Below are 24293 nucleotides of genomic sequence, written 5' to 3' on the forward strand. Positions count from 1 at the left end.
CTTGGTTGCGCGGGCCGGTGCCCGTCTGATTGTTGTGTGGGCCGTCATTTGACGAGCAGCCCGGATTTCAAAGTCTCTGGATGCCGCTTGCCCCTCGTTTGTAGTGCCTGGGAAAAGCCGTCAGCAGGAATTCATTGGCTGCCTGCAGGGCAATTTCGCGGCTGACGTCTTCCAGTCCCATCATCAGGCGCAGCCACAGTCCTTCCAGCAGCGCGCTGAGCGTCAATGCAAGAGCCTGCGGCTCGAAGGGATAACCGGCTTCGGCTTTCAGCCGGCTGCAGAGATCAAAGAGGAGGTTCTGGTAGTCAGTGTCGCGGGCACCGGAAAGCGCCTGATAGGTGGGACGCGATTTCGCCTCACCCCAGAAGGCACACCATGCCGCGAGCTTGCGTTTGTTGCAGACGGCGCGGTCGAAATCCGCCGTGACCAGCGCCTTCAACTGATCGGCGGTGTTGTCGCCCGCCTTGTCGTAGGCGTTGCGCCAATGCGTCGAGTATTCGTCGTACATATATTGCAGTGTCGCGACGAGCAGCTTCTCCTTGCTCTCGAAATGGAAATTGACGATGCCGCGTGAGAGTTTCGCACCGTCCGCCACATCCGCCATCGTCGTCTCGGAATAACCACGCTTGGCCAGGGAATCGATCGTCGCTTCGATCAGCTGCTGGCGACGCACTTCCTTGGAGGCCTTGCGGCCACGCCGTTCCGAGACATTTTGTCGTTCCGCCTGCGCAGGTTCGTCTTCGAGATCGATTGTCTTCATCGCTAACGGTCTCCTGCGCGCCAGCCTACACCGGCTTCCGGCCGCGCAGATGAGTGCGGCGAGGCTCGCCTGAGTCAAGCACCTTCTGCATCATCGCCGGGGCGCGGATGTTCTTGTCGACATCGCCGACCGTCCCGGACGCCTGTGCCTTCCTGCCCATCGGATGGACCACCGTGATCACCTGCGATAGATGCAAAATCGTAGCGGTCCGACGTGAAAAAGCAAATGAATTTGCTGAACATTCATTCAATATGGACAAGCCAAATCCGAGCGTGGCATGATCGGCAGCAGGCTGCCAGAAGCTCTGGCGTGTCATGAATGTGGACTGCCGACGATGAGTGAACGGGACGAGACGGAAGCGGCGGAACAATGGGCGTTGGTCAACACGCCGCTCGGGCAGCCGTGGTCGGGCCGCGCGCGTTATGCCGCCGCCATGTACTTCTACAAACATGGCGAGATGAATGCCGAGACGCTCGAAGTCTATCGCATCTGCTCCAGGCTGGATGCGGAAGACCCCTTGCCGATCATTCGCGATCGCGGCGTCGGCAAGGCATGGTTGGAGCGTGTTGGGAGAAAGTAGCTCGGAGAAGGAGCTACCCGATCGATTTTTCCAGCACGCGCACCCAGTTGCGATAGGCGATCTTTTCGATCAGGCCACGGCCATAGCCGTGTTTGGCCAGCGCATCGAGAAGCCTGGGCAGGCCGGCGGCGTCGCCGATCGCAGCCGGGATCATGGCGCCATCGAAATCGGAACCCAGGCCGACGCGGTCTTCGCCGAGCGCCTTCACCAGATAGTCGACGTGGCGCACCATGACGTCCAGCGGCGTGTCGGAATTCATGCGGCCATCGTCGCGCAGGAAGCCGGTGGCGTAGTTGAGGCCGACCATGCCGTCCGTATCGCGGATGGCGCCGAGCTGCCAGTCGGTCAGGTTGCGCGAGTGCGGGCACAGCGCGTGCACGTTGGAGTGGGTGGCAACCAGCGGGGCGTCGGAAAGCTTGGCGACGTCGCGGAATCCCTTCTCGTTGAGATGGGAAAGATCGATCATGATCCCGAGTTGGTTGCAGGCCTTGACCAGCGCCTTGCCGGCATCTGTCAGGCCATCGCCGGTGTCGGGCGAGGATGGGAAGCGGAACGGCACGCCGTGGCCAAAGGCGTTGGGCCGGCTCCAGACGATACCGAGCGAGCGCAGCCCGGCGGCATGAAGCACGTCGAGCATGGCAAGGTCGGTGTCGATCGCCTCGGCGCCTTCGATGTGGAACACCGCCGCCATCGAGTTCTTGTCCATGGCGCCGCGGATATCGGCCGCGCTGCGGCAGACAGTGAGCGCCCCAACCTTTTCCAGTCTCAGCAGGATCGAAGCCATGCCAAGCGTCGTCTCGCGTGCGAATTCGCGCGGCAGTTCCGGCGGCAGCGGCTCGTTGTCGGACGGCATGGCCGGCACGCCGTCGTCCTTGGCCTTGCGCTCTTCCTGTGGCGGCGGAAAGATCGCGAACATGCCTCCGGCCAGCCCGCCCTTCCTGGCGCGTGGCAGGTCGATGTGCCAACTGGCCGGCGACCCCTCGATGAACAGCTTTTCGACATCGGTCTTGCCGGACTGGTAGAGCTTTAGCAGCGTGTCGTTGTGGCCGTCGAAGACGGGAATCAGGTCGGTCTCGGTCATTTGGGGACTTTCGGCTGTCGACGTTGGAAAGCGAGGCGCCTTGTTTACGGCGCGTCGCGGATGCACGCAAATGCCAGAGGGCGGCTTGTGCTTGTCACTGCAAGCAAGCCGTGCTGGAAGAGAGACTGGATTTCGAACCGCCGGAGCCATCCTTGACGAATACGCTATACGACGCGCTGTTTCGGCGGCACGAAGCCAATGAAGACACTTTTCTGACGTTCAAGGACGGCTCCGAGGTTTCTTACGCAGCCTTCCTGAGGCTGTCTGCGCGCATCGCGCATGCCATGGCCGATGCGGGTGTGCGACCTGGAGACCGGGTGGCGCTGCAGGCAAAAAAGTCGCTGGAGGCTCTGGCGGTCTATGCTGCCGCCGTGCGCATGGGCGCGGTGTTCCTGCCGCTCAACACCGCCTATACGGCTGCCGAGGTCGACTATTTCGTCAGCGATGCCGGTGCCAGGCTTCTGGTCTGCGACGGCGCCGGCGCATCCGCGTTGCAGCCGGTGGCTGACAAAGCTGGGGCAGCACTGCTAACCCTCAACGGTGACGGTTCCGGTACGCTCGGCGAGCGAGCCGGCGGGCAACCCGAAACCTATACACCTGCCGAGCGAGGGCCGGACGATCTCGCTGCCTTCCTCTACACGTCCGGCACGACCGGCCGCTCGAAGGGCGCAATGCTGACGCACGACAATCTGCTGTCGAATGCCGCGGCGCTGGTCGAGACCTGGCAGTTCAGCAAACAGGACGTGCTGCTTCACGCCTTGCCGATCTTCCATACGCATGGGCTGTTCGTCGCCACCAACGTCATCCTGCTTGCCGGCGGAGGAATGGTCTTCCTGCCCGGCCTCGACATCGACGACCTGATCGCAAACATGCCGCGCGTGACCACGATGATGGGCGTACCGACCTTCTACACGCGGCTGCTCGCCGATCCCCGGCTGACGCAAGAGCTGGTGCAGCACATGCGCCTGTTCGTTTCCGGCAGCGCGCCGCTTCTGGCCGAAACGCACCGGGATTTCGAGGCGCGCACCGGCAAGCGTATCCTCGAGCGCTACGGCATGACCGAGACCAACATGAACACCTCGAATCCCTACGATGGCGAGCGCCGCGCCGGCACCGTTGGCCAGTCACTGCCCGGCGTCTCGGTGCGCATCGCCGAACCCGATACAGGCGAGCCTGTCGCGGCCGGCGGCATCGGCGTGATCGAGGTGAAAGGCCGCAACGTCTTCAAAGGCTACTGGAACATGCCGGAGAAGACCGCGCAGGAATTCCGCGCTGACGGCTACTTCATCACCGGCGATCTCGCCACGCAGGATGAAGAGGGCTACGTGACCATCGTCGGCCGTGCCAAGGACCTGATCATCGCAGGTGGCTACAACATCTACCCGAAAGAGATAGAGCTTCTGCTCGACGAGATGCCCGGCGTCGAGGAATCGGCGGTGATCGGCGTGGCGCATCCCGATCTCGGCGAAGGCGTGGTCGGCATCGTGACTGCGCGCAAGGGGGCGGTGCTGGACGAGACCAGCCTGCTTGCGGGATTGGCGCCGAAGCTTGCGCGTTTCAAGCAGCCGCGTCGTCTCTTCGTGATCGATGAACTGCCGCGCAACACCATGGGCAAGGTGCAGAAGAACCTCCTGCGCCAGCAGTTCGCCGAGACGTTCACTGCGAAGGGGTAGATACGCAACGTTCCCCCTCCCCAGGAGGAGAAAGGGAAAGACGCGTATCGTTTTACGACAGCTTGTCGAGCTTGCGTTGCATGGCGGCGATCTGATCCTTCAGTTCCTGAAGGTCGTCAGACTTTTCCGCGGGCTCTGCCTTGGCAGGTTCGGGAGCGGCGTTCGCCGCGCCGCCTGCCGCAGCACCCGGGAATGGCGTGAACATGCGCATGGCGTTCTGGAACATTTCCATGTTGCGCCGGGTCTGTTCTTCCAGCGCCTTCATCGGCGTCGGCAGCTTCATCATGTCCATCGGCGTCTTGCCGAGCGCCGACTTCATCTGATCGCGGAAACGCTCCTGCTCCTTGGAGAAGGCGAGCATCGACTGCTCGAGGAAGCTCGGCACGATCATCTGCATCTGGTCGCCATAGAAGGCGATCAGCTGGCGCAGGAAGGGGATGGGCAACATGTTCTGCCCGTCCTTGTTTTCCAGTTCGAAGATGATCTGGGTCAGCACGGGGTGCGTGATGTCGTCGCCGGTCTTGGCATCCTGGACGGTGAACTCCTCACCTTTCTTGACCATTTCGGCGAGGTCTTCGAGGGTCACATAGGTACTGGTGCCCGTGTTGTAGAGCCGGCGGTTGGCGTATTTCTTGATCACCACCGGTTCGTCTTTCGCCGCCATTCAGCATCCTCCCGCGGATACCGGCATGCTGGTAAGCGGCCGGTAACGATTACTCCCTGTGTCGAGGATATGCGCAAAACCGTCACAATTCCAAGCGGTTTGTGCAGTGCGGAAGCAGACGCCGTCTTTTCGGCGCTGCAATATGCTGCGCAGCATGGCGCAATATGCTGCGCGGCACGACTTACGCCACGGCAAGGATGGCGAAACGGGACAGATTTCCAGTTTGACTCGCAGCCTGGAACCGGCAAGAAAAGTCAAACCAACGGTTGCAAACCGCTCAATTCGAGGTCTGGAGAAGAACATGTCCGCATCCAACGCCATCGTCGTCGCAAGTGCCGCGCGCACTGCCGTCGGGTCCTTCAACGGAGCCTTCGCGGCAACGCCCGCGCATGAGCTCGGCGCGGTGGTGATCCGCGAGTTGTTGTCGCGTGCGGGCGTCGAAGCAGCGGAAGTCGACGAGGTTATCCTTGGCCAGGTGCTGACCGCGGCCCAGGGCCAGAACCCGGCCCGGCAGGCATCGATCAATGCCGGCCTGCCGATCGAGACGACCGCATGGGGCCTCAACCAGGTCTGCGGCTCGGGTCTGCGCGCCATCGCCATCGGCATGCAGCAGATCACCAGCGGCGATGCCAAGGTCATCGTGGCCGGCGGCCAGGAATCGATGTCGCTGTCGGCGCATGCGCAGCATCTGCGCGCCGGTGTTAAGATGGGCGACTACAAGATGATCGACACTATGATCAAGGATGGCCTCTGGGATGCCTTCAACGGCTATCACATGGGCATCACTGCCGAGAACGTCGCCAAGCAGTTCCAGATCACCCGCGATGACCAGGACGCTTTCGCCCTTGCCTCGCAGAACAAGGCCGAGGCGGCGCAGAAGGCCGGCCGGTTCAAAGACGAGATCGTCGCCTTCACCATCAAGGGCAAGAAGGGCGACACCATCGTCGACCAGGATGAATACATCCGCCATGGCGCCACACTGGACGCCATGACCAAGCTGAAGCCGGCCTTCGACAAGGACGGCACGGTTACCGCCGCCAACGCCTCCGGTATCAACGATGGCGCCGCCGGTGCCCTGCTGATGACCGAGGCCGAAGCCGTGCGGCGCGGCATCACACCGCTCGTCCGCATCGCCTCCTGGGCCACAGCCGGTGTCGACCCGTCGGTGATGGGTACGGGCCCGATCCCGGCTTCCAAGCTTGCGCTGGAAAAGGCCGGCTGGAAGGTATCGGATCTCGATCTGGTCGAGGCCAACGAAGCCTTCGCCGCACAGGCCTGCGCCGTCAACAAGGGTCTCGGCTGGAACCCCGACATCGTCAACGTCAATGGCGGCGCCATCGCCATCGGCCATCCGATCGGCGCTTCCGGCGCGCGTATCTTCAACACGCTCGTCTTTGAGATGAAGCGCCGCGGCGCGAAGAAGGGGCTGGCCACCCTATGCATCGGCGGCGGCATGGGCGTCGCGATGTGTGTCGAGGCACTCTGATCGAACAAAAAACGGGCGGCCAAGGTGCCGCCCGTTTTGTCTCTGGAGCGTTTCTGGTTTTAACGGAAACGCTGAAACGCTCTAATTCTTTGTTTCTGCGCAATTCCGGACGGAAGACCGTTAGGCACTTTTCCTGGAATTGCTCCGCAGCCAACTCGAACGACAAGGTTCAAAGACTCGTCATAAGAGTCAGGTTCAAAAGATCCGCCATACGGGTCATTCAATGAAGGCGATGTCGAAATCGCCTGAGATGCAGCAAAGGGGAAACGCATGAGTAAAGTCGCACTCGTCACCGGTGGGTCGCGCGGTATCGGTGCCGCCATCTCGATCGGTCTGAAGAATGCCGGTTACAGCGTCGCGGCGAACTATGCCGGCAATGACGAGGCAGCAGCGAAGTTCACGGCGGAAACGGGGATCAAGACCTATAAATGGTCTGTTGCTGACTATGAGGCCTGCGCAGCCGGCGTCAGCAAGGTCGAGGCCGAGCTCGGGCCGGTTTCCGTGCTTGTCAACAACGCCGGCATCACGCGCGATGCAATGTTCCACAAGATGACGCCGCAGCAGTGGAAAGAGGTGATCGACACCAATCTGTCCGGCGTCTTCAACATGTCGCATCCGCTGTGGGGTGGCATGCGCGACCGCAAGTTCGGCCGCATCATCACCATTTCCTCCATCAACGGGCAGAAGGGCCAGGCCGGGCAGGCCAACTATTCGGCTTCGAAGGCCGGTGACATCGGTTTCACCAAGGCGCTTGCACAAGAAGGCGCGCGTGCGGGCATCACCGTCAACGTGATCTGCCCCGGTTACATCGCCACCGAAATGGTGAAGGCGATCGACGAGAAAGTGCTCAACGAACGCATCATCCCGCAGATCCCGGTCGGTCGCCTCGGTGAGCCGGAAGAGATCGCGCGATGCGTCGTGTTCCTCGCTTCCGAAGAAGCAGGTTTCATCACCGGCTCGACCATCTCGGCCAACGGCGGACAATATTTCGCCTGAGCACTCCCGCCTATCAGACGGAACGGGCCGCCTGCGGCCCGTTTTCATTTTCAGTGGGCCATCTGTGATGGCTAGTGGGTCTAAGCGACAGGTGTCGCATCGCGAGGGATCGCCGCCGTCGCAACAGCCGCGATAACCGACGCGGTGCCGGCGATGACGAACGCAGCCGACATCGATTGTGTGATGACCATGCCCGCGATGGCGGATCCGAGTGGGAAACCGGCGAGGTTCAGGCTCATGGAAATCGACATGACGCGACCAAGTTGCTGCGGGTCGGTGCGGCGCTGGCGCAAGGTCAGCAGGGCAACGTCGATTGGACCGGATACGACGCCGGCAATCATCAGGCCGATGGCCAGTCCCCCCAGTCCGAATTCTGCCGCGACCGGCCATGCAGCCAAAGCGGTGACGACCATGCCGATCGCCATGACATGCCGCTCGCGTCCGGTGGTGCGCAGATGACCCGCCATAAGTGCGCCGAGACCGCCGGCGACACCCATTGCAGCCCACAGCGCTCCGGTCACCGAACTGCTTTCCGCCATCGCATAGCGTTCGGCGACGAACACCGGCACCACCACGACGAGCACGCCCCAGGTGATCTGATAGAAAGAATAGGAGATGGCGAGACCGCTCAGGGTCGGCTGCCGCGCCACCAGTTCGATGCCTTCCACCGTCTGGCGTAGCAGAGAGGTATGGCGCGATGCCAGGCCTGGGAGACGCTGGACATAGGACAGGCAGACCGCAGCTCCCGCATAGGCAATGGCGATGATCGAGAGCGCTGTCTCGGGGCCGAACACGGCCACGGTCAAGCCGGCCAGTGCGGGGCCCACGACATCGGAGACGGCGTAGACTGCGGTATCGAGTGCGTTGGCTCGATCGAGCGCGTGCGACGGCACGAGCCGTGGCAACAGTGTCCGTGTACCGGAAGCGCCCAGGGGGCCGGCCAGCGAGAACAGGATCACCAGGACGAAGAGCACAGGCGGGCTCGCCCATCCCGCCCAGCCGGCGACGCTGACAGCGGCGATGAAAACGGCACTGGCGATGAGATCGATCCTGACTGCCGTTGTCGGGCCGACACGATCAAGCAATGCGCCGGCGATAGGGCTGATGAGCAGGCCTGGTGCAATCGCTGCAAATGTCAGCCAGCCGGCCAGCGCGGGGGAGGAGAAGCGCGCCAGCACGAACAGGACAAGGGTGAGGCCGAACATGCGGCCGGCCAGGCGCGACAAGGTCGCGGCGAGGATGAGCGGCGACAGGCCGGGGATCGACATCAAGGCGCGGTACGAATTCTGAGATTCCATGGGACTGTATCCGGATGCTGGCGGCTACCGTATTGGGGGCCCTGCGCTTCTGTAAATGGACCACCAGCCCGGTTTGCGGCAGCACGACGCCCAGAGGTTTGTGGGCGCGCCTCCGGCCAGTGCCTGTGCCGTTTCGGCACGTAAAAGTTAACGCTGGTCCGTGGCGTGACGAACAAGCGCCTGGCCAGCCTGTGATTCATCGGTGGACAAGCTGTGTACAACACCAAATGTTGTGGTGAACAAACCGGGAAACTTTACCGAAAGCCGATTCGTCGTCGATTCGTTCCGGCTTTGGTCGGATCGTTAACAAAAATCGGCGATTGGGTGCTCAATCTGGTTAATACCAGTTAAGAAAATGCTGGTTTTTCAGCGGCTTGAATAGCACTGCTCGTAAGCCGGCAAGCAGGTGGATGCCTCTTGCCGGCAAAAGTTAACGGCAGTCGCTGCCAGCGAAGGATTCGACCGGTTAGCCGATTCAGCATGTGGTGCGACTCGGCAGTATAGGGTCCATATCTAGCCGTGAACGAATCGTGAATCGAGAAGAGTCAGCGATTCGTCGCTGATTCGTTCCAGACTCGTTCTGGGCGTTAATTCAGCGGTGCAAAAGGCTGGATGCGACGATCGGGTGCGACGCTTCCATGAACATTCTGCTTTCGCTCCGGCGCTTGAATGCCTATGTGTGCGCTGTCGCCGCTGGAGCGTTTCCGTTTTTGACGGAAACGTGGAAACGCTCTAACTTTTTGGTTCTTACGTAATTCCGGACGGAAAACCGCTACGCACTTTTCCTGGAATTGCTCCAGGGGCGGCGCCGATCACGGGAAAAGGTCTTCTTTCCGGGCCGATGAACATCCATCCCAAACCCAACGAACCGCTGATCCTCTCAGGCCGCGACGTCACGGCCGTGCTTGGTCCGACCAACACAGGCAAGACGCACCTCGCCATCGAAAGAATGGTCGCGCATGAGAGCGGTGTCATAGGTCTGCCGCTGCGCCTGCTGGCGCGTGAGGTTTATGCGCGGCTGTGCGAGAAGGTCGGCGCCAACAAGGTCGCGCTGGTGACCGGCGAGGAGAAGATCCAGCCCGCCGGTGCGCGATATTCGGTCCATACGGTGGAGGCATTGCCGCGCGAAACCGATGCCGCGTTCGTGGCCATCGATGAAGTGCAACTGGCCGGCGACCTCGAGCGTGGCCACATCTTCACCGACCGCATCCTCAACCTTCGCGGCAGGCAGGAGACGCTGCTTCTGGGCGCCGCCACCATGCACGGCATCCTGCAGAAGCTGCTCCGGGGCGTGTCGGTGGTGACCCGGCCACGCCTGTCCCATCTCGCTTATGCCGGCTCCAAGAAACTCACCCGCTTGCCACGCCGCTCGGCGATCGTCGCCTTCTCGGCTGACGAGGTCTACGGCATCGCCGAGCTGATCCGCCGCCAGCAGGGTGGTGCTGCCGTGGTGCTCGGCGCGCTGTCGCCACGCACTCGCAATGCCCAGGTCGCGCTCTATCAATCCGGCGATGTCGATTATCTGGTTGCGACCGACGCCATCGGCATGGGGTTGAACCTTGATGTCGATCACGTCGCTTTCGCCCAGAACAGGAAGTTCGACGGCTATCAATACCGCAACCTCACCGCAGCGGAGCTCGGCCAGATCGCCGGCCGCGCCGGTCGGCACCTTCGCGACGGGACTTTCGGCGTCACCGGTCAGGTCGACCCGCTCGACGAAGACCTTGTCCAGAAGATCGAAGGCCATGATTTCGAGCCGGTCAAGGTGCTGCAATGGCGCACTCCGTCCTTCGATTTTTCCAACCTGGACGCATTGAAGCGCTCGATCGAGACCAATGCACCGGTGGAAGGCTTGACCCGCGCCCTGCCAGCCGTCGATGCGCAGGCGCTGGAATTCCTGTCGAAGGATGGCGAGATCCGTGCGCTTGCCATCAACCGTGAGCGCGTGGCGCTGTTGTGGGAAGCCTGCGCCTTGCCGGACTACCGCAAGATCGCGCCTGCGCAGCACGCTGACCTTATCGCCTCCATCTATATGGATCTTGCTAGGCGCGGCCATGTCGATGAGAGCTACATGGCTGAACAGGTGCGGCGCGCCGACACGACCGAGGGCGATATCGACACGCTTTCGCACCGTATCGCGCAGATCCGTACGTGGACTTTTGTATCCAATCGTCCAGGTTGGCTTGCCGATCCGACACACTGGCAAGAAAAGACACGGGAAATCGAAGACAGATTGTCCGACGCGCTACATGAGCGGTTGACGAAACGCTTTGTTGATCGCAGGACTTCCGTCCTCATGCGGCGCCTTAGAGAAAATACCATGCCCGAAGCCGAAATCAGCCCTACCGGAACCGTCCTCGTCGAGGGCCATCATGTCGGCGAACTGCAAGGGTTCCGCTTCACAGCCGACCAGGGCGCTGGCGGCGAAGATGCCAAAGCCGTGCGTTCGGCAGCTCAAAAGGCGCTGGCCTCGGAGTTCGAGGCACGCGCGGAACGTTTTGCTGCGTCGGGCAACAACGACATCGCCCTGGGTTCGGATGGCGTGCTGCGCTGGATCGGCGCGCCGATCGGGACGCTGGTGTCCGGCGAAGACGCATTGAAGCCGCGTCTGGTGCTGCTTGCCGACGAACAATTGACTGGCCCGGCTCGCGACAAGGTGGCGGCGCGCGCCGAACGTTTCGTCAACTTCCAGGTCGAGCTGCTGTTGAAGCCACTGGTCGACATGAAGAATGCCGAACAGTTGACCGGCATCGCGCGCGGCATTGCTTTCCAGCTCGTTGAGCATTTCGGGCTCATCAACCGGCGCGACATCGCAGAAGAAATGCGCACGCTTGACCAGGAAGGTCGCGCGGCGCTGCGCCGCCTCGGCGTGCGTTTCGGTGCCTATCACGTGTTCGTACCCTCGTTGATCAAGCCGGCGCCTGCTGGCCTGGTGACGCTTCTTTGGGCGCTGAAGAACGACGGCAAGGACAAGCCGGGCTTTGGCGACGTGGTCCATGCGCTGGCCTCCGGCCGGACCTCGATCGTGATCGATCCGACCTACGACAAGACCTTTTACCGGTTGGCGGGTTATCGCAATCTTGGTCGCCGCGCGGTGCGCGTCGACATTCTCGAGCGTCTCGCCGACCTGATCCGTCCAGCGACCAACTGGAAGCCGGGCCTGGGCGTCCGGCCAGACGGTGCCTATGATGGCCAGGCCTTCATGGTGACGCCGCCGATGATGTCGATCCTCGGTGCGACCGCCGACGACATGGAAGAGATCCTCAAGGGGCTCGGCTACCGCGCCGAGCCGAAGCAGGCGGCAGACGTCAAGGCGAAGCTCGAGCAGCTCGACCAGGTTGTGCGCGAGGCTGCCGAAGCGAAGGCGGCTGCCGATGCCGCCGCAAAGGCAGCGGCACAGACGGTCGAACCCGCTGCGGCCGAAGCCGTTGACGAGGCAGCGGTGGTTGACGCAGAGGCAGTTGTGGAGCCGGTTGCGGAAGCGCCCGAGGCCGAAGCAGCCGCGGAAAGCGTGGCGGATGATGCCGAAGCTGCCGTTGAGGCCGACGAGACGGAAGCGGCCGAGGTCGCTGACGAAGAGGTCGTCGCCGCCGTGGAGACGGCCAGCGAGGACCAGGCGAGCGAGCCGACGGTGAACGAAGCCGAGCCGCAGGTTGAGGCTGTCACAAGCGAAGGTGACGCGCCTGGTGGCGAAGCGAGCAAGGCGGAAGGCGAAGAGCCGAAGCCGGTCCTGCTGTGGCGGCAGGCACGTTTCGATCATCGCCGCGACAATCGCCACCACCGCGGCGGCCGCAACGCACAGGCGGTCGGCGAAAACAATCGCCAGCGTTCCGACCGCGAGGGCGCCGACCAGGGCAACAACCGCGAACGCTTCTCGCGCGATCGTTCCAAGGGGCGCGCCAATAGCGAAGGCGGACGACAGGAGCGTCCTGCCGGCAAACCGCATGGCGAGCGCCAGGATCGGCGCGACGGTCGTCCCGAGTGGAAAGGGAAGCAGGATGGTCGCCGGCCGGAAGGCAAGGGCGGCAAGCCCGCCTTCCAGGCGAAGCCGCGCGAGGAACGCCCCGTGCGCTTCGATCCGGACTCGCCCTTCGCCAAGCTGGCCGCGCTGCGCGACCAGTTGAAGAAGTAGATGGAAAGCCCGTGTCCCTCGGCTGGCGGCCTCGGTCTTTGACCCGATGGTTGCCGAGGGTCGCCAGCGCATCGACAAATGGCTGTTTTTCGCGCGTGCCGTGAAATCGCGATCGTTGGCGGCGAAGCTGGCGGTCGCTGGTCGTGTGCGCATCAACCGCGACAAAGCAGCGCAGGCATCCGATCTGGTCAAGGTCGGCGATGTTTTGACCATCACGCTCGACGGCAGGATCCTGGTCTGGAAAGTGCTGGCGCCGGGTGCCAGACGCGGCCCGGCGGAAGAAGCGCGTACGCTTTACGAGGACATGTCGCCGGCGCCGACGGCCAGCAAGGAGGCGCTGCCGGATGCCATCGTACCGTTGCGCGACACCGGCAGCGGTCGTCCGACCAAGAAGGAGAGGCGGCAAACCGATCGCCTGCGCGATGGGGATTGAGGAGCATAAAGGCCCGCTGCGGCACGGCGGTTGGAATGCAAAACCCGCCTGGGCCAATTCGTTGGAATGCACCGGTCTTGCAAGCGCTGGCCAAAGACGTTACCTGACCGGCAACAATAGATAGAAGAACGGGACTTTCCCGGAGCCGGCCATGACCTACCTCGTCACCGACAACTGCATCAAATGCAAGTACATGGATTGTGTCGAGGTCTGTCCGGTCGACTGTTTCTACGAAGGCGAGAACATGCTCGTCATCCATCCGGACGAGTGCATCGACTGCGGCGTGTGCGAGCCGGAATGCCCCGCCGACGCCATCAAGCCGGACACCGAACCGGGTCTCGACAAGTGGCTGCAGATCAACACCGAATACGCCGAGAAATGGCCCAACATCACCACCAAGAAGGATGCTCCGGCTGACGCCAAGCAGTTCGACGGTGAGACCGAGAAGTTCGAGAAATACTTCTCCGCGGAGCCGGGCGGCGGCGACTGACGGTCCAGGGCAATCCCCAGCTTTAACAGCAGGATTGTGCTAACCGTCTTGACGAGCGGGGTAGTGCTTGTCCTTCGCGAATGCAGCAAAATCTTGATTCTTGCGAGTTTTTGTGTTACACGGAAAAAACATGCCGGTGACACAACGTCGATTTATGGCGAACACGCCCCTAATCATCGAAAGGTGACTTCCTATTTCCGGACCAGAGCTCTCTGGGCCAGGCGAACGCAATTTTGCGATTGGCCGGCACAGGCTTTTTCCGGAGGATTTCGCTTGTTGTGTGGCATTCCAGGCCGGACCTGATCCGGCAGCCCCAGTTCTGCCGGCAGAGGCCTGCCGGCGTCACAACAAGGAGTTCAGGGCGTAATGGCAACGACAACCCCGCAGAAGAAGTCCGCATCCGCAGCCCGTCACGGTTTCAAGACCGGTGAGTTCATCGTGTATCCGGCGCATGGCGTCGGTCAGATCGTCTCGATCGACGAGCAAGAGGTGGCGGGCCACAAGCTGGAGCTGTTCGTCATTGACTTCCAGAAGGACAAGATGCGCCTGAAGGTGCCGGTCGCCAAGGCGACGTCGATTGGCATGCGCAAGCTTTCCGAGACCGACTATGTCGATCGCGCGCTCAAGGTCGTGCAGGGCCGTGCCCGCGTGAAGCGCACCATGTGGTCGCGCCGCGCTCAGGAATATGATGCGAAGATCAATTCCGGCGACCTGATCTCGATCTCGGAAGTCGTGCGCGACCTCTACCGCGCCGAGAACCAGCCGGAGCAGTCCTATTCCGAACGTCAGCTGTATGAAGCTGCGCTCGACCGCATGGCCCGCGAGATCGCGGCTGTGAACCGTATGTCGGAAACCGAAGCTGTCCGCCTGATCGAGGTCAACCTCAACAAGGGCCCTAAGCGGGGTGCCAAGGCTGACAACGAAGAAACCGAACAGGAAGAAGCTGCCTGATCACTTCTCTTCTCGAATTTACGAAAACCCGGCCATTCGGCCGGGTTTTTTGTTGGCCTGGTATCCAGCAAGAAACGGGTTCAGTGTTTCCGCGACAGTTGTTTTGTCGCGGTCTCCAAGCCGATCAGTGTCAGCGGGTACATGCGGCCGCCGAAGACGTCGTGGATCATGCCGATGGAGTGCGTGTAACTCCAGTGCTGCTCGCGGGTCGGGTTCAACCAGACCGCGTTCGGCCATTGGTTGAGCACACGTTGCAGCCAGGCAATGCCGGCTTCCTTGTTCCAGTGCTCGACCGCGCCACCTGGTGAGACGATTTCATAAGGGCTCATCGAGGCATCGCCGACGAAGATGACCTTGTAGTCGTGGCCGTATTTGTGGAGCACGTCGAAGGTCGGGATCTTCTCGGTGTAGCGACGACGATTGTCCTTCCAGACGTCTTCATAGACGCAGTTGTGGAAGTAGAAATATTCAAGCTGCCGGAATTCCGCACGGGCCGCCGAGAACAGCTCCTCCACCACCTTGATGTGATCGTCCATCGAGCCGCCGACATCGAAGAACATCAGCAGCTTCACCGCGTTACGCCGTTCCGGCCGGGTCTGCACGTCGAGATAGCCATGTTCGGCGGTGGCGTGAATGGTGCCCGGAAGATCGAGCTCTTCATCAGCCCCCTCGCGCACCCAGCGGCGCAGGCGTTTCAGCGCCACCTTGATGTTGCGGGTGCCGAGCTCGACAGAGTCGTCGAAATTCCTGAACTCGCGCTTGTCCCACACCTTCACGGCGCGGCGGTTGCGGCTTTCTGCCTGGCCGATGCGCACGCCCTCGGGGTTGTAGCCATAAGCACCGAAAGGCGAGGTGCCGGCGGTGCCGATCCATTTCGAACCGCCCTGGTGGCGGCCTTTCTGTTCTTCGAGCCGCTGTCTTAGCGTCTCCATCAGCTTGTCGAAGCCGCCGAGCGCTTCCACCAGCTTCTTCTCCTCCTCGGTCAGCGTCTTTTCCGCCAGCCGGCGCAACCACTCTTCAGGGAGTGCCGCAACATCGACGCCGTCTTCGCCTGATAGGGCCTCCACGCCCTTGAAGTAGTGCGAGAAGACCTGGTCGAAACGGTCGATATGGCGCTCGTCCTTCACCAGGGTGGCACGGGCGAGATAATAGAAACCCTCCACGTCATAGCTGACGAGATCCGCTTCCAGACTCTCGAGCAAAGTCAGGTACTCCCGCAGCGAGACGGGCACCTTGGCGGCCTTCAGTTCGAGGAAGAACGGGATGAACATGGCGTCACTGTGCGTCGCTGCGCGCGCGGAGGCAAGGGTGGCGGAGGCTGTCGCACGGCCACACTCATGGTAAAAATAAGATTCAGCCTTTTTTGGTAATTTCCCGTTAGCAATTGCCTTGGCGGGAGTTTTGTATCGGCACCCGTCTCCGATTCTTGTTCTTGCGTACGGGTTCTCATGCGTTTCACCACGGTGTCGGCAATTCTGCTTGCCTGCGCGGCGCTCGCCAGCTGCGCTTCCAGCTCCGGCATGGACGAAGTCCTGTCACCGGGGCCGTCCTCCGAGACGACCAGCTCGATCACCCGGCCGAACAGCCCGGTGCCGAGCGCCAGCATCAAGTCCGAATTGCGCGAGGCTCCCGCCCCGCAGATGGCGATGACAACGCCTGTCCCCGAGGTGCCAGAGGTCGAATCCTTCGCCGGGTCGCAGCCGAACATGCCGTCCATGCCACTGCCCGCCATGAAGCCGGCAATCCTGACGCCGGCGGAAAAGCCGGTGATCCGCAAGGCGGCGATCGTGCGCGCCGACGTTTATGCGCGCCGTTTCCGCGACGCCAAGCCGATCAACTTCGGCCGTGCCACCTCGCCGAGGCAGCTGGCGGTGCACGGCGTCGACGTCTCGCGCTGGCAGGGCGATATCGACTGGGCGAGGCTGCGCTCGCAGGGCGCCAACTTCGCCTACATCAAGGCGACCGACGGCGGCGACCATCTCGATCCGATGTTCAAAAAGAACTGGCGTGAGGCAAACGAAGCCGGCCTGCGGCGCGGCGCCTATCACTTCTTCTACTGGTGCCGCACTGCCGGCGAGCAGGCCGACTGGTTCATCCGCAACGTGCCCAAGGTCGCCGGTGCTCTGCCTCCGGTCATCGATGTCGAATACAACGGCGAATCCAGCTGCAAGCGGCGTCTCTCGCGCGAGAAGGTGCAGGAGAAGATGCAGGTGTTCATGGACAAGCTGGAACGGCACTATGGCCAGCGTCCGATCATCTACACTGCGCCCGATTTCTACCGCGACAATCTGCGGGGTGCATTCCTGGATTATCCGTTCTGGCTGCGCGCGGTGGCGCAGCACCCCTCCAAGGTCTATCCCGGCCGCAAGTGGGTGTTCTGGCAGTATTCGGGTTCAGGACTGTCGCATGGCGTCGCCGGCAAGATCGACCTCAACGCCTTCCATGGTTCGGAAGACGACTGGCACGATTGGGTCGCTGACAAATCCAGCTAAGGAAAGGCGGGACCCGAATGGTCCCGCCGGCTGCCAAGCTTACATCAGGTCGTATTCGATGAAACCGGTGCGCCGCGCCACGCGGTCATAGAGCTTGCGCGCGGTGGCATTGGTTTCGTGCGTCATCCAATAGACGTTGACGACGCCGACCGCCTTGGCGGCCTGCCTGACTGCGTCGATCAAAGCAGTGCCGACGCCCTTGCCACGGATTTCCGGATCGGCAAACAAATCCTGCAGATAGCAGTTGTTCGCCTCGGCCCAGCAGGAGCGGTGGTACATATAGTGAGTGAGGCCGACCGGCTTGCCGTCGACAAGAGCGATGAAACCGCGCGGTTCATAGTCGCCAGGTGTGAACAACCGCTTCCAGGTGAGCTGATAGGTCTCTTCCGGCAGCACGGTGTTGTAGAATTTGAGGTAGGCAGTCCACAGCCGATGCCATTCGGCGTGATCTGATTGTTCAAGCGGACGGACGGTGACGGTCATGGCTCGGATCCCCTTTGGTGCCCGGCCGTTTTACGTGTCGCGCTGTGCCAAAGCGATGGCACAGCGCGCGCCTTTTCGTTGTTAATCACGCCGAGCCGAGCTGTTGTGAGCCAGTCATCGTTCCGTTACCCGGCCTCGCTCCGCGAGGTTGGGTAGTCGTCACACCATCATTGTTGGATGGTCGGCATGCGAGGCTCATTCAAGTCGGCAATGAGATGCGCGGGCGTCAATGTGGGAAGCGTGCTCGCGTGATCGGACTTAGGCAGTTGCGACATCGTATAGGTCGGAATTGTGCGTTCGCGTGTTGCTGGTTCCAGCGTGGGCAGGTCGGCGGCCACAGCATAGACACTTGAACTCATCACCAGAGTGGCGATCAAGACCATCTTGTTCATCGAACTTCCTTCCACCAGTTGTTGCATCGGGAAATGACATGTCCGCTTCGCGCGGCATCTCATCCTGGAAGCCGAGTGGGGTCGATTTGGGGCCAGTTCGCGCCCTCATCGTGTCCGAGCGCTCGCCAGGCGGTCGCGTTTCTCACCCCTGGCGTCTGGCCATGAAGGCCAGGCGTTCGAACAGATGCACATCCTGCTCGTTCTTGAGCAGCGCACCGTGCAGCTTGGGCAGAGCGTTTTTCGGGTCGGCGCGCAGATCCTCCGGTGAGACATCGTCGGCAACCAGCAGGCGGATCCAGTCGAGCGCTTCGGACGTCGACGGCTTCTTCTTCAGGCCCGCCACTTCACGGATTTCGTAGAACTGCGTCAGCGCGGCGCGCACCAGGTTCTGCTTGATGCCCGGATAATGCACATCGACGATGCGATGCAGCGTGTCGACATCAGGGAAGCGGATATAGTGGAAGAAGCAGCGCCGCAGGAAGGCGTCCGGCAGTTCCTTCTCGTTGTTGGAGGTGATGATGACGATCGGGCGCACCGCGGCGCGGATGGTCTCGCCGGTTTCGTAGACGAAGAACTCCATGCGGTCGAGTTCCTGCAGCAGGTCGTTGGGGAACTCGATGTCGGCCTTGTCGATCTCATCGATCAGCAGCACGATCTTCTTGCCGGCCGCGAAGGCGTCCCACAGCTTGCCGCGCTTGATGTAGTTGTGGATGTCGTTGAAACGCGCATCGCCGAGCTGGCTGTCTCGCAGGCGCGAGACGGCATCGTATTCATAGAGGCCCTGCTGCGCCTTGGTGGTGGATTTCACGTTCCATTCGATGAGATCGAGACCAAGGCCGGCCGCGACCTGGCGGGCGAGTTCGGTCTTGCCGGTGCCCGGTTCGCCCTTGACCAGCAGCGGCCGCTCCAGCGCTATCGCGGCATTCACCGCCACCATCAGGTCCTTGTCGGCAACATAGGCCGATGTTCCTTCAAAACGCATCGAAAACTCCAATTCCATTGCCGAGACCCTAGAGCAATTCCAGCAAAAACGCGTAGCGGTTTTGCGTCCGGAATTGCGCAAAAAAGAAAGCCGGAGCATTTCCGGGTTTCCGTGGAGAGCGGAAACGCTCCGGATACGGTCGCTGACAGGGCAAATCACAGGATTGGGCTTCGTCAAAAGGCGGTATTGTAACGATATCCACTGGCAAGCCGGTCGGTGGCGCTCTATATTCGCCAGTGACGGTCTGCGTCTCGCGGCAGGAGAGACATTTCCCCGGGGCCTTATCGATCTCGAAGGGAGCTGTCCCTGACCGGACCCGTGGGTTCGGACATATGGCGCCCACCTACTTTGTAGGTTCCCGGGATCGACTTCTCCACCGGTTGCGTGGATCGTCACCTCTTTCTCCATCCCCTTCTGGCGAGCAAGGCTGCGCAAAGGTCGCCGTTGCGACAACGCGTCATGTCGTGCCATGGCATAGCCGTTGCGACCGACAGGAGCGCCTTCCCACCATGCATAAGGAACGCAAGAAACAGCTACGCAGGGACGCGCTGGCCCGCCGTGACGCCCTTGACCCGTTCTGGCGCATCGAAGCGTCGCTCGAGATGGCGGAAACCGCGCGTGACAACATTTCCTTTGAGCCCGGCGCGATCGTTTCCGGTTTCTGGCCGATGCGCTCTGAGGTCGATGTACGGCCGATGATGTTCGCGCTACGCGAACATGGCGCGCGGCTGTGCCTGCCGGCGATCCTCGACAAGACCACGATTGCCTTTCGCGAGCTGGTGCGCGGCGCGGCGCTGGTCGAAATGGGCTTCGGTACGCATGGTCCCGGCGAGGACGCTGAGGTGCTCGACCCGGATATCATGCTGATTCCGCTGGCCGCATTCGATGCCCGCGGTCATCGCATCGGTTATGGCGCCGGCTACTATGACAGGGCGATCAGCAGGCTGCATGACGCCGGCAAACAACCACGCCTGATCGGCATCGCCTTCGATTGCCAGGAAGTGAGTGAAGTGCCGGACGAGCCGCATGATGTGGTCATCCCCGAAATCCTGACAGAGGGCGGGTTGCGGCGGTTCGCGCAGCCGTTATAGATGGCGGCATGAGGCTGCTTTTTCTGGGCGATATGGTGGGCAAGACGGGCCGCACGGCAGTGTGGGAACAGCTGCCCGGACTGATCTCTGATCTCAAACTGGATTTCGTCATCGTCAATGGCGAGAATGCTGCCGGTGGCTTCGGCATTACCGAAGAGATTTTCCGCGACACGATCGCCGCCGGCGCCGATGTGGTGACAACCGGCAACCATGTCTGGGACCAGCGCGATGCCCTCAACTTCGCGCCGCGCGAAGAGCGGTTCCTGAGGCCGGCCAATTTCCCGAAAGGCACGCCTGGGCGCGGCTCGGGCGTCTACATCGCGCGTAACGGCGCACGCGTCCTGGTGGCGAACATCATGGGGCGGGTGTTCATGCATCCCGAACTCGATGACCCGTTCCAGGCCGGCGAGCGCGAACTCGCCGCCTGTCCGCTTGGCGAGCAGGCCGATGCCGTGGTGATCGATTTCCATGCCGAGGCGACCAGCGAGAAGATCTGCTTCGCGCATTTCGTCGATGGCCGTGCCTCGCTGGTTGTCGGTACCCACACGCACCAGCCGACCGCCGACCATCAGATCCTCAACGGCGGAACCGCTTATCTGACCGATGCCGGCATGTGCGGCGACTATGACTCCTCGCTCGGCATGGACAAAGAGGAGCCGCTGAACCGGTTTCTCTCGAAAGTACCGAAAGGCCGTTTCGAGGCAGCCAACGGACCTGCTACGATCTGCGGCGTCGGTGTCGACATCTCCGACCGTACGGGCCTGGCGGAACGTGTTGCGCCGTTTCGCCGCGGACCGAGACTGGAAGAAACGGTCCCGTCCTTCTGGCTGTGACATTGAAGACGGGAGCCACCGTACCTAACTGCCGCCGAACGTAGAGCGTTTCCGTTTGCTCCAGCTGCTTCAGATCGTTCAAGGGGAAGACGACCTCCATGCAGATCATCGAGTTCCTTGCGCCGTATTTCGCCTTCGTCAATGATCCGACTGCCTGGGTGGCCCTGCTGACCCTGATCGCGCTCGAGATCGTTCTCGGCATCGACAACCTGATCTTCATCTCGATCCTGACCAACAAGCTGCCGGAAGCCCAACGAGCCCGGGCGCGGCGGCTGGGTATCGGTGCCGCACTCATCATGCGGCTGCTGCTGCTTGCCACCATCTCCATCATTGTCGGGCTGACCGCGCCGGTTTTCAGCGCCTTCGGCCATGACTTCTCCTGGCGCGACCTGATCCTGATCGCCGGCGGCCTGTTCCTGGTGTGGAAGGCGACCAAGGAAATCCATCACACCGTCGACCCGCAGGATCATCAGGATTCGATGATCGGCGAGACGCTGCAGATCAGTCTCGGCGGCGCGATCGTGCAAATCCTGCTGCTCGACCTGGTTTTCTCGGTCGATTCCATCATCACGGCCGTCGGCATGACCGACGAGATCGCCATCATGTACATAGCGGTCATCGTCACGGTCCTGGTCATGCTGCTGGCGGCGGCACCGCTCGCCAACTTCATCGCCAAGAACCCGACCATCGTCATGCTGGCGCTCGGCTTCCTGCTGATGATCGGCATGACGCTGATTGCCGACGGCATGGGCTACCATGTGCCGAAGGGCTACATCTATGCCGCCATGGGTTTCTCGGCACTGGTCGAGGCGCTCAACATGCTGGCGCGGCGCAGGAAGACGAAGAAGAGCGACGGGCATTGAAGGGACATTGTCCGTCTCCAATGAGACGGACAATCTTCAGGCCGTGCCGAACATGACCTTGCGGCCGTCGGGATCCTCGACGGTGACGACGACATCGTCGATCGCAAAAGGCTCGATGGCGAGCTCCCTCAATCTGGCAACAAAGCCTTCGCGGTCATCGATCTTGAAATATAAATGGGTCAGGTTCGAGCCGGCCAGAGGGGGATGCGTGTAGGTGGCGAAGGCCGTCGCGTCATGGATCGCCAGCTGAACGCCGTCGCGGTCGATGCGCCAGTAGATGTAGCTGCCCGGCGAACCAACCTGTTCGAGCGCCAGGCCGGCGACACGTCGATAGAAATCGGCGGTTTTTGCGGGGGTCGCCGACGTCAGGAAGATTCCGCGAAAAGTCGTTTGCATGATCGCACCTATGCAGACGGCACGCCGGTCGGATGCCGGTCGCCGATCAACCCAAGCGTGATGCTCTGTTCGAGCCAGGCCTTGGCGCCCGCGAGGACAAGCGCAAAGCCGTCCGTCGAGTCCACCGCCGTCTTGACCTGCTGCTCGGCATCACCCTGGAAGTCGAAATTGCGAATGGCGACGAAAGTGGCTGTCCCGTCCAGCATCGGTTTGAAGGTCCATTCCACCGTGGTCCCCGGTTCGCCCCAGCCGACGACGATCTTCTCGTTCTTGACCAGCTGCCTGACGGCAACGGGCGATTTGAAGTCATACATGCGCCATTCCCATTCGATGGGCTCGCCTGAATCGAGCCGGGCGCTGCCGTGGGTAAACCAGAACTTCGAGGTGACGGCCGGGTCGATGAAGGCTTCATAGACTTCGGCCACCGGTTTGCGGATGAGCATTCCGGTGTTGGCGGCAGGGGCTTCACGCAGTTCCATTCGATCCTCCGTTTCAATTCGGCTCAAGCCGAGGGGTGAGGCGGTGCGGCTGGTTGGTTGTCACCAGGCGTCGGGCTCGCGCACCATGTGCACGATATTGGCCGGGTTCATGATCCAGCCGCCGCGAAACGCATCGCCGAGCGGTTCGATCGGGTCGCAGCGCACCACACCGGCTTCCGCCAGTTGTTTCAAAGCGCCGCCGGAATCGGGCGTGAACAGCTCCAGCCAGACTTCCGCCTGGCTCATCGTTGCGTCCTCGTCGATCCAGAGCTGGTTGGGGCCGAGCTTGAAACCGATTGCCGGCGCCTTCTCGGAGATTGGCGCCAGGCCAACCGTGTCGCGATAGAAGGCGATGGTCGCCTCATATTGATGGCTCGGCACTTTCATGGCGATGTTGATGCCGCCTTCGATCCTGGTTGTCATCGGGGAGTCCTTGCAGAGGGGTTCAGATTCGGTGAGACGGCGATCAGGGCAGATTGATTTGCCAGGAAACGCCGAAACGATCGTTCAGCCAGGCAAAACGCCGGCTGAAGCCATAGTTGTCGAGCGGCATCAGCATTCCGCCACCCTCGCCAAGCGCCTGCACGATGCGGGATTGCTCGTCCTCGCTGGCGCAGGTGACAAACAGCGACACTGATGGTGTGAACGTGAAAGCGTGCTGGACATAGCTGTCGCTGAACATGACCTTGAGGCCGGCGATTTCGGCGCGAGCCAGCTTGATCGAGCCCTCAGGTCCGGCCTGGCCCGCGCCGTAGCGGTCGATCTCGATGATGCGGCTGCCGGGAATGGTCTTGCAGTAAAGGGCCAGGGCTTCCTCGGCCCGACCTTCGAACATCAGGAACGGCGCTGCTGTCGCCATGGCCTGTTCTCCTCGTCCGGTGGATCAGATATTGTCGGGGTTGGCCGGCTCGCCTCTCATTTCCGAGCGATAGTAACCGTCGCGCAGATTGATGCCGTGTTCGACATAGGCCTTCATGCAGGCCAGCATCTGCGACCAGCCTTCGCAATTGATGTAGGAGCGCTTGCGGCCAGCCTCGTCTTCGCGCCAGCCTTCCTCGGCGATGGTCACGAAGGTACCGCCGTCGTCGAGCTGTTCGAAATTCATCTCGATGCGGGTTTTGTAGGCCGGTATCTCGTTCGGTCCGCTGCCGTCCCAGCGCAGCACGATGCGCTGCGGCGGCACAACCTCGTCGACCTCAACGGGGATTTCGCCCCACCAGGTCACCGTGGTGCCCGCGACCAGCGGCGCGGAAGCGCCGCGAATGGTGGTGAAATAGCCGCTGAGCTTGGTTGGATTGACGACGGCGTCGAAGACCTCGGCGACAGGTTTTCCGATGCGTCCCGAAACCCTGATTGCAATAGACATGTCCACAGCCTTCTGCTTGAAATCTTCCCTATCATGTTATAAAAACATAACATGTCAAGTGAAGCGAAAGACGATCATGTTTTCAAGGCGTTGGCGCATCCACGCCGCCGTCTTTTGCTCGACGAACTCAAAGACGGGCCGAAAACGACGGGCACCTTGTGCGAGATCTTCGCCGACATGGATCGCTGCACGGTGATGATGCACCTGAAGGTGCTGGAGGATGCCGGCCTGGTCGTCGCCCGTCGTGAAGGCCGCGAGCGCTGGAACCATCTGGATGCGCTACCGATCAAGCGCATCCACGATCGCTGGATCAGCGAATACGCCACCCATGCCGTGTCGATTCTCGACCGGCTGAAGGCTGACCTGGGGTGA

General features: G+C 61.7%; 27 protein-coding genes and 1 other RNA gene. 14 read left to right on the forward strand and 14 right to left on the reverse strand.

The window, feature by feature from the left end:
- Window positions 1-67 precede the first annotated feature (67 nt).
- The gene (betI, locus tag AC3WTO_RS13575; RefSeq protein ID WP_492461250.1) at window positions 68-760 is read right to left on the reverse strand and encodes a transcriptional regulator BetI; all 693 of its coding nucleotides are present in this window, start codon (window positions 758-760) and stop codon (window positions 68-70) included.
- A gap of 25 nt (window positions 761-785) precedes the next feature.
- Window positions 786-1076 (reverse strand): hypothetical protein, encoded by a 291-nt coding sequence (locus tag AC3WTO_RS13580; RefSeq protein WP_492461251.1) that lies wholly within the window; start codon window positions 1074-1076, stop codon window positions 786-788.
- A gap of 18 nt (window positions 1077-1094) precedes the next feature.
- Here AC3WTO_RS13580 and AC3WTO_RS13585 point away from each other — a divergent pair, with 18 nt between their 5' ends.
- Complete coding sequence (locus AC3WTO_RS13585; RefSeq protein WP_492461252.1) at window positions 1095-1340, forward strand: hypothetical protein; 246 nt, start codon at window positions 1095-1097, stop codon at window positions 1338-1340.
- Window positions 1341-1353: 13 nt separating this feature from the next.
- On the opposite strand, the gene AC3WTO_RS13590 is transcribed toward AC3WTO_RS13585, so the two are convergent.
- The gene (locus AC3WTO_RS13590) at window positions 1354-2421 is read right to left on the reverse strand and encodes a dipeptidase (protein ID WP_492461253.1); all 1068 of its coding nucleotides are present in this window, start codon (window positions 2419-2421) and stop codon (window positions 1354-1356) included.
- Window positions 2422-2573: 152 nt separating this feature from the next.
- Here AC3WTO_RS13590 and AC3WTO_RS13595 point away from each other — a divergent pair, with 152 nt between their 5' ends.
- A complete protein-coding gene (locus AC3WTO_RS13595; RefSeq protein WP_492461254.1) occupies window positions 2574-4094 on the forward strand; it encodes a malonate--CoA ligase in 1521 nt (506 codons plus the stop codon).
- A gap of 52 nt (window positions 4095-4146) precedes the next feature.
- On the opposite strand, the gene phaR is transcribed toward AC3WTO_RS13595, so the two are convergent.
- Window positions 4147-4758, reverse strand: a complete 612-nt coding sequence (gene phaR, locus AC3WTO_RS13600; protein WP_492461255.1) for a polyhydroxyalkanoate synthesis repressor PhaR — start codon at window positions 4756-4758, stop codon at window positions 4147-4149.
- Between the two features lie 301 nt (window positions 4759-5059).
- Between phaR and AC3WTO_RS13605 the strand changes: the two genes are divergently transcribed.
- Window positions 5060-6244, forward strand: a complete 1185-nt coding sequence (locus AC3WTO_RS13605; RefSeq protein ID WP_492461256.1) for an acetyl-CoA C-acetyltransferase — start codon at window positions 5060-5062, stop codon at window positions 6242-6244.
- A 270-nt stretch (window positions 6245-6514) separates the two neighbouring features.
- On the forward strand, window positions 6515-7240 hold the full coding sequence (gene phbB, locus AC3WTO_RS13610; RefSeq protein WP_492461257.1) for an acetoacetyl-CoA reductase: 726 nt from the start codon (window positions 6515-6517) through the stop codon (window positions 7238-7240).
- 80 nt (window positions 7241-7320) lie between these two features.
- Here phbB and AC3WTO_RS13615 read toward each other — a convergent pair whose 3' ends face one another.
- The gene (locus AC3WTO_RS13615) at window positions 7321-8538 is read right to left on the reverse strand and encodes an MFS transporter (RefSeq protein WP_492461258.1); all 1218 of its coding nucleotides are present in this window, start codon (window positions 8536-8538) and stop codon (window positions 7321-7323) included.
- An 841-nt stretch (window positions 8539-9379) separates the two neighbouring features.
- Between AC3WTO_RS13615 and AC3WTO_RS13620 the strand changes: the two genes are divergently transcribed.
- The 4 genes from AC3WTO_RS13620 to AC3WTO_RS13635 all read left to right on the forward strand — a co-directional run bounded on the left by AC3WTO_RS13620 (window position 9380) and on the right by AC3WTO_RS13635 (window position 14544).
- Window positions 9380-12670: a helicase-related protein gene (locus AC3WTO_RS13620; RefSeq protein ID WP_492461259.1), complete on the forward strand. Its 3291-nt coding sequence runs from the start codon at window positions 9380-9382 to the stop codon at window positions 12668-12670.
- A 46-nt stretch (window positions 12671-12716) separates the two neighbouring features.
- Window positions 12717-13103 (forward strand): RNA-binding S4 domain-containing protein, encoded by a 387-nt coding sequence (locus AC3WTO_RS13625; protein WP_492461260.1) that lies wholly within the window; start codon window positions 12717-12719, stop codon window positions 13101-13103.
- A gap of 151 nt (window positions 13104-13254) precedes the next feature.
- Entirely contained in the window at window positions 13255-13593 is a 339-nt protein-coding gene (gene fdxA / locus AC3WTO_RS13630; protein ID WP_024922886.1) for a ferredoxin FdxA, read from the forward strand.
- A 366-nt stretch (window positions 13594-13959) separates the two neighbouring features.
- A complete protein-coding gene (locus AC3WTO_RS13635) occupies window positions 13960-14544 on the forward strand; it encodes a CarD family transcriptional regulator (protein ID WP_054313823.1) in 585 nt (194 codons plus the stop codon).
- 80 nt (window positions 14545-14624) lie between these two features.
- Here AC3WTO_RS13635 and AC3WTO_RS13640 read toward each other — a convergent pair whose 3' ends face one another.
- Window positions 14625-15815 (reverse strand): vWA domain-containing protein, encoded by a 1191-nt coding sequence (locus tag AC3WTO_RS13640; protein ID WP_492461261.1) that lies wholly within the window; start codon window positions 15813-15815, stop codon window positions 14625-14627.
- A gap of 177 nt (window positions 15816-15992) precedes the next feature.
- Between AC3WTO_RS13640 and AC3WTO_RS13645 the strand changes: the two genes are divergently transcribed.
- On the forward strand, window positions 15993-17036 hold the full coding sequence (locus tag AC3WTO_RS13645; protein WP_492461262.1) for a glycoside hydrolase family 25 protein: 1044 nt from the start codon (window positions 15993-15995) through the stop codon (window positions 17034-17036).
- A 39-nt stretch (window positions 17037-17075) separates the two neighbouring features.
- On the opposite strand, the gene AC3WTO_RS13650 is transcribed toward AC3WTO_RS13645, so the two are convergent.
- The 3 genes from AC3WTO_RS13650 to AC3WTO_RS13660 form a co-directional block, all read right to left on the reverse strand.
- The gene (locus AC3WTO_RS13650; protein ID WP_492461263.1) at window positions 17076-17519 is read right to left on the reverse strand and encodes a GNAT family N-acetyltransferase; all 444 of its coding nucleotides are present in this window, start codon (window positions 17517-17519) and stop codon (window positions 17076-17078) included.
- A gap of 167 nt (window positions 17520-17686) precedes the next feature.
- Complete coding sequence (locus AC3WTO_RS13655) at window positions 17687-17911, reverse strand: hypothetical protein (RefSeq protein ID WP_492461264.1); 225 nt, start codon at window positions 17909-17911, stop codon at window positions 17687-17689.
- Between the two features lie 142 nt (window positions 17912-18053).
- The gene (locus AC3WTO_RS13660) at window positions 18054-18893 is read right to left on the reverse strand and encodes an AAA family ATPase (protein ID WP_492461265.1); all 840 of its coding nucleotides are present in this window, start codon (window positions 18891-18893) and stop codon (window positions 18054-18056) included.
- A gap of 238 nt (window positions 18894-19131) precedes the next feature.
- Here AC3WTO_RS13660 and ssrS point away from each other — a divergent pair.
- From ssrS to AC3WTO_RS13680, 4 genes are all read left to right on the forward strand, one after another.
- A non-coding RNA gene (gene ssrS, locus AC3WTO_RS13665) (6S RNA) lies at window positions 19132-19288 on the forward strand.
- 114 nt (window positions 19289-19402) lie between these two features.
- Window positions 19403-19984, forward strand: coding sequence for a 5-formyltetrahydrofolate cyclo-ligase (locus tag AC3WTO_RS13670; protein ID WP_492461266.1), 582 nt, complete (start codon window positions 19403-19405; stop codon window positions 19982-19984).
- A gap of 8 nt (window positions 19985-19992) precedes the next feature.
- Window positions 19993-20817, forward strand: a complete 825-nt coding sequence (locus AC3WTO_RS13675; protein ID WP_492461267.1) for a TIGR00282 family metallophosphoesterase — start codon at window positions 19993-19995, stop codon at window positions 20815-20817.
- Between the two features lie 98 nt (window positions 20818-20915).
- Complete coding sequence (locus tag AC3WTO_RS13680; protein ID WP_492461268.1) at window positions 20916-21680, forward strand: TerC family protein; 765 nt, start codon at window positions 20916-20918, stop codon at window positions 21678-21680.
- Window positions 21681-21716: 36 nt separating this feature from the next.
- On the opposite strand, the gene AC3WTO_RS13685 is transcribed toward AC3WTO_RS13680, so the two are convergent.
- The 5 genes from AC3WTO_RS13685 to AC3WTO_RS13705 are packed head-to-tail and all read right to left on the reverse strand — an operon-like array spanning window position 21717 to window position 23921.
- Entirely contained in the window at window positions 21717-22076 is a 360-nt protein-coding gene (locus AC3WTO_RS13685; protein WP_492461269.1) for a VOC family protein, read from the reverse strand.
- 8 nt (window positions 22077-22084) lie between these two features.
- The gene (locus AC3WTO_RS13690; protein WP_492461270.1) at window positions 22085-22555 is read right to left on the reverse strand and encodes an SRPBCC family protein; all 471 of its coding nucleotides are present in this window, start codon (window positions 22553-22555) and stop codon (window positions 22085-22087) included.
- A 60-nt stretch (window positions 22556-22615) separates the two neighbouring features.
- The gene (locus AC3WTO_RS13695) at window positions 22616-22978 is read right to left on the reverse strand and encodes a hypothetical protein (RefSeq protein ID WP_492461271.1); all 363 of its coding nucleotides are present in this window, start codon (window positions 22976-22978) and stop codon (window positions 22616-22618) included.
- A gap of 43 nt (window positions 22979-23021) precedes the next feature.
- Complete coding sequence (locus AC3WTO_RS13700; protein ID WP_492461272.1) at window positions 23022-23414, reverse strand: VOC family protein; 393 nt, start codon at window positions 23412-23414, stop codon at window positions 23022-23024.
- Window positions 23415-23438: 24 nt separating this feature from the next.
- Complete coding sequence (locus tag AC3WTO_RS13705; protein WP_492461273.1) at window positions 23439-23921, reverse strand: SRPBCC domain-containing protein; 483 nt, start codon at window positions 23919-23921, stop codon at window positions 23439-23441.
- Between the two features lie 51 nt (window positions 23922-23972).
- Here AC3WTO_RS13705 and AC3WTO_RS13710 point away from each other — a divergent pair, with 51 nt between their 5' ends.
- Window positions 23973-24293 (forward strand): ArsR/SmtB family transcription factor, encoded by a 321-nt coding sequence (locus AC3WTO_RS13710; RefSeq protein ID WP_379122629.1) that lies wholly within the window; start codon window positions 23973-23975, stop codon window positions 24291-24293.

This window comes from Mesorhizobium sp. EU05-FHT14A09 (assembly GCF_058790995.1).

What these genes read in the sequence shown, in the direction of transcription:
- betI (WP_492461250.1), bottom strand. Translation starts at nt 760, where the DNA reads ATGAAGACAATCGATCTCGAAGACGAACCTGCGCAGGCGGAACGACAA.
- AC3WTO_RS13580 (WP_492461251.1), bottom strand. Translation starts at nt 1,076, where the DNA reads ATGACACGCCAGAGCTTCTGGCAGCCTGCTGCCGATCATGCCACGCTC.
- AC3WTO_RS13585 (WP_492461252.1), top strand. Translation starts at nt 1,095, where the DNA reads ATGAGTGAACGGGACGAGACGGAAGCGGCGGAACAATGGGCGTTGGTC.
- AC3WTO_RS13590 (WP_492461253.1), bottom strand. Translation starts at nt 2,421, where the DNA reads ATGACCGAGACCGACCTGATTCCCGTCTTCGACGGCCACAACGACACG.
- phaR (WP_492461255.1), bottom strand. Translation starts at nt 4,758, where the DNA reads ATGGCGGCGAAAGACGAACCGGTGGTGATCAAGAAATACGCCAACCGC.
- AC3WTO_RS13605 (WP_492461256.1), top strand. Translation starts at nt 5,060, where the DNA reads ATGTCCGCATCCAACGCCATCGTCGTCGCAAGTGCCGCGCGCACTGCC.
- phbB (WP_492461257.1), top strand. Translation starts at nt 6,515, where the DNA reads ATGAGTAAAGTCGCACTCGTCACCGGTGGGTCGCGCGGTATCGGTGCC.
- AC3WTO_RS13615 (WP_492461258.1), bottom strand. Translation starts at nt 8,538, where the DNA reads ATGGAATCTCAGAATTCGTACCGCGCCTTGATGTCGATCCCCGGCCTG.
- AC3WTO_RS13620 (WP_492461259.1), top strand. Translation starts at nt 9,380, where the DNA reads ATGAACATCCATCCCAAACCCAACGAACCGCTGATCCTCTCAGGCCGC.
- AC3WTO_RS13625 (WP_492461260.1), top strand. Translation starts at nt 12,717, where the DNA reads ATGGTTGCCGAGGGTCGCCAGCGCATCGACAAATGGCTGTTTTTCGCG.
- fdxA (WP_024922886.1), top strand. Translation starts at nt 13,255, where the DNA reads ATGACCTACCTCGTCACCGACAACTGCATCAAATGCAAGTACATGGAT.
- AC3WTO_RS13635 (WP_054313823.1), top strand. Translation starts at nt 13,960, where the DNA reads ATGGCAACGACAACCCCGCAGAAGAAGTCCGCATCCGCAGCCCGTCAC.
- AC3WTO_RS13640 (WP_492461261.1), bottom strand. Translation starts at nt 15,815, where the DNA reads ATGTTCATCCCGTTCTTCCTCGAACTGAAGGCCGCCAAGGTGCCCGTC.
- AC3WTO_RS13645 (WP_492461262.1), top strand. Translation starts at nt 15,993, where the DNA reads ATGCGTTTCACCACGGTGTCGGCAATTCTGCTTGCCTGCGCGGCGCTC.
- AC3WTO_RS13650 (WP_492461263.1), bottom strand. Translation starts at nt 17,519, where the DNA reads ATGACCGTCACCGTCCGTCCGCTTGAACAATCAGATCACGCCGAATGG.
- AC3WTO_RS13655 (WP_492461264.1), bottom strand. Translation starts at nt 17,911, where the DNA reads ATGAACAAGATGGTCTTGATCGCCACTCTGGTGATGAGTTCAAGTGTC.
- AC3WTO_RS13660 (WP_492461265.1), bottom strand. Translation starts at nt 18,893, where the DNA reads ATGCGTTTTGAAGGAACATCGGCCTATGTTGCCGACAAGGACCTGATG.
- AC3WTO_RS13670 (WP_492461266.1), top strand. Translation starts at nt 19,403, where the DNA reads ATGCATAAGGAACGCAAGAAACAGCTACGCAGGGACGCGCTGGCCCGC.
- AC3WTO_RS13675 (WP_492461267.1), top strand. Translation starts at nt 19,993, where the DNA reads ATGAGGCTGCTTTTTCTGGGCGATATGGTGGGCAAGACGGGCCGCACG.
- AC3WTO_RS13680 (WP_492461268.1), top strand. Translation starts at nt 20,916, where the DNA reads ATGCAGATCATCGAGTTCCTTGCGCCGTATTTCGCCTTCGTCAATGAT.
- AC3WTO_RS13685 (WP_492461269.1), bottom strand. Translation starts at nt 22,076, where the DNA reads ATGCAAACGACTTTTCGCGGAATCTTCCTGACGTCGGCGACCCCCGCA.
- AC3WTO_RS13690 (WP_492461270.1), bottom strand. Translation starts at nt 22,555, where the DNA reads ATGGAACTGCGTGAAGCCCCTGCCGCCAACACCGGAATGCTCATCCGC.
- AC3WTO_RS13695 (WP_492461271.1), bottom strand. Translation starts at nt 22,978, where the DNA reads ATGACAACCAGGATCGAAGGCGGCATCAACATCGCCATGAAAGTGCCG.
- AC3WTO_RS13700 (WP_492461272.1), bottom strand. Translation starts at nt 23,414, where the DNA reads ATGGCGACAGCAGCGCCGTTCCTGATGTTCGAAGGTCGGGCCGAGGAA.
- AC3WTO_RS13705 (WP_492461273.1), bottom strand. Translation starts at nt 23,921, where the DNA reads ATGTCTATTGCAATCAGGGTTTCGGGACGCATCGGAAAACCTGTCGCC.
- AC3WTO_RS13710 (WP_379122629.1), top strand. Translation starts at nt 23,973, where the DNA reads ATGTCAAGTGAAGCGAAAGACGATCATGTTTTCAAGGCGTTGGCGCAT.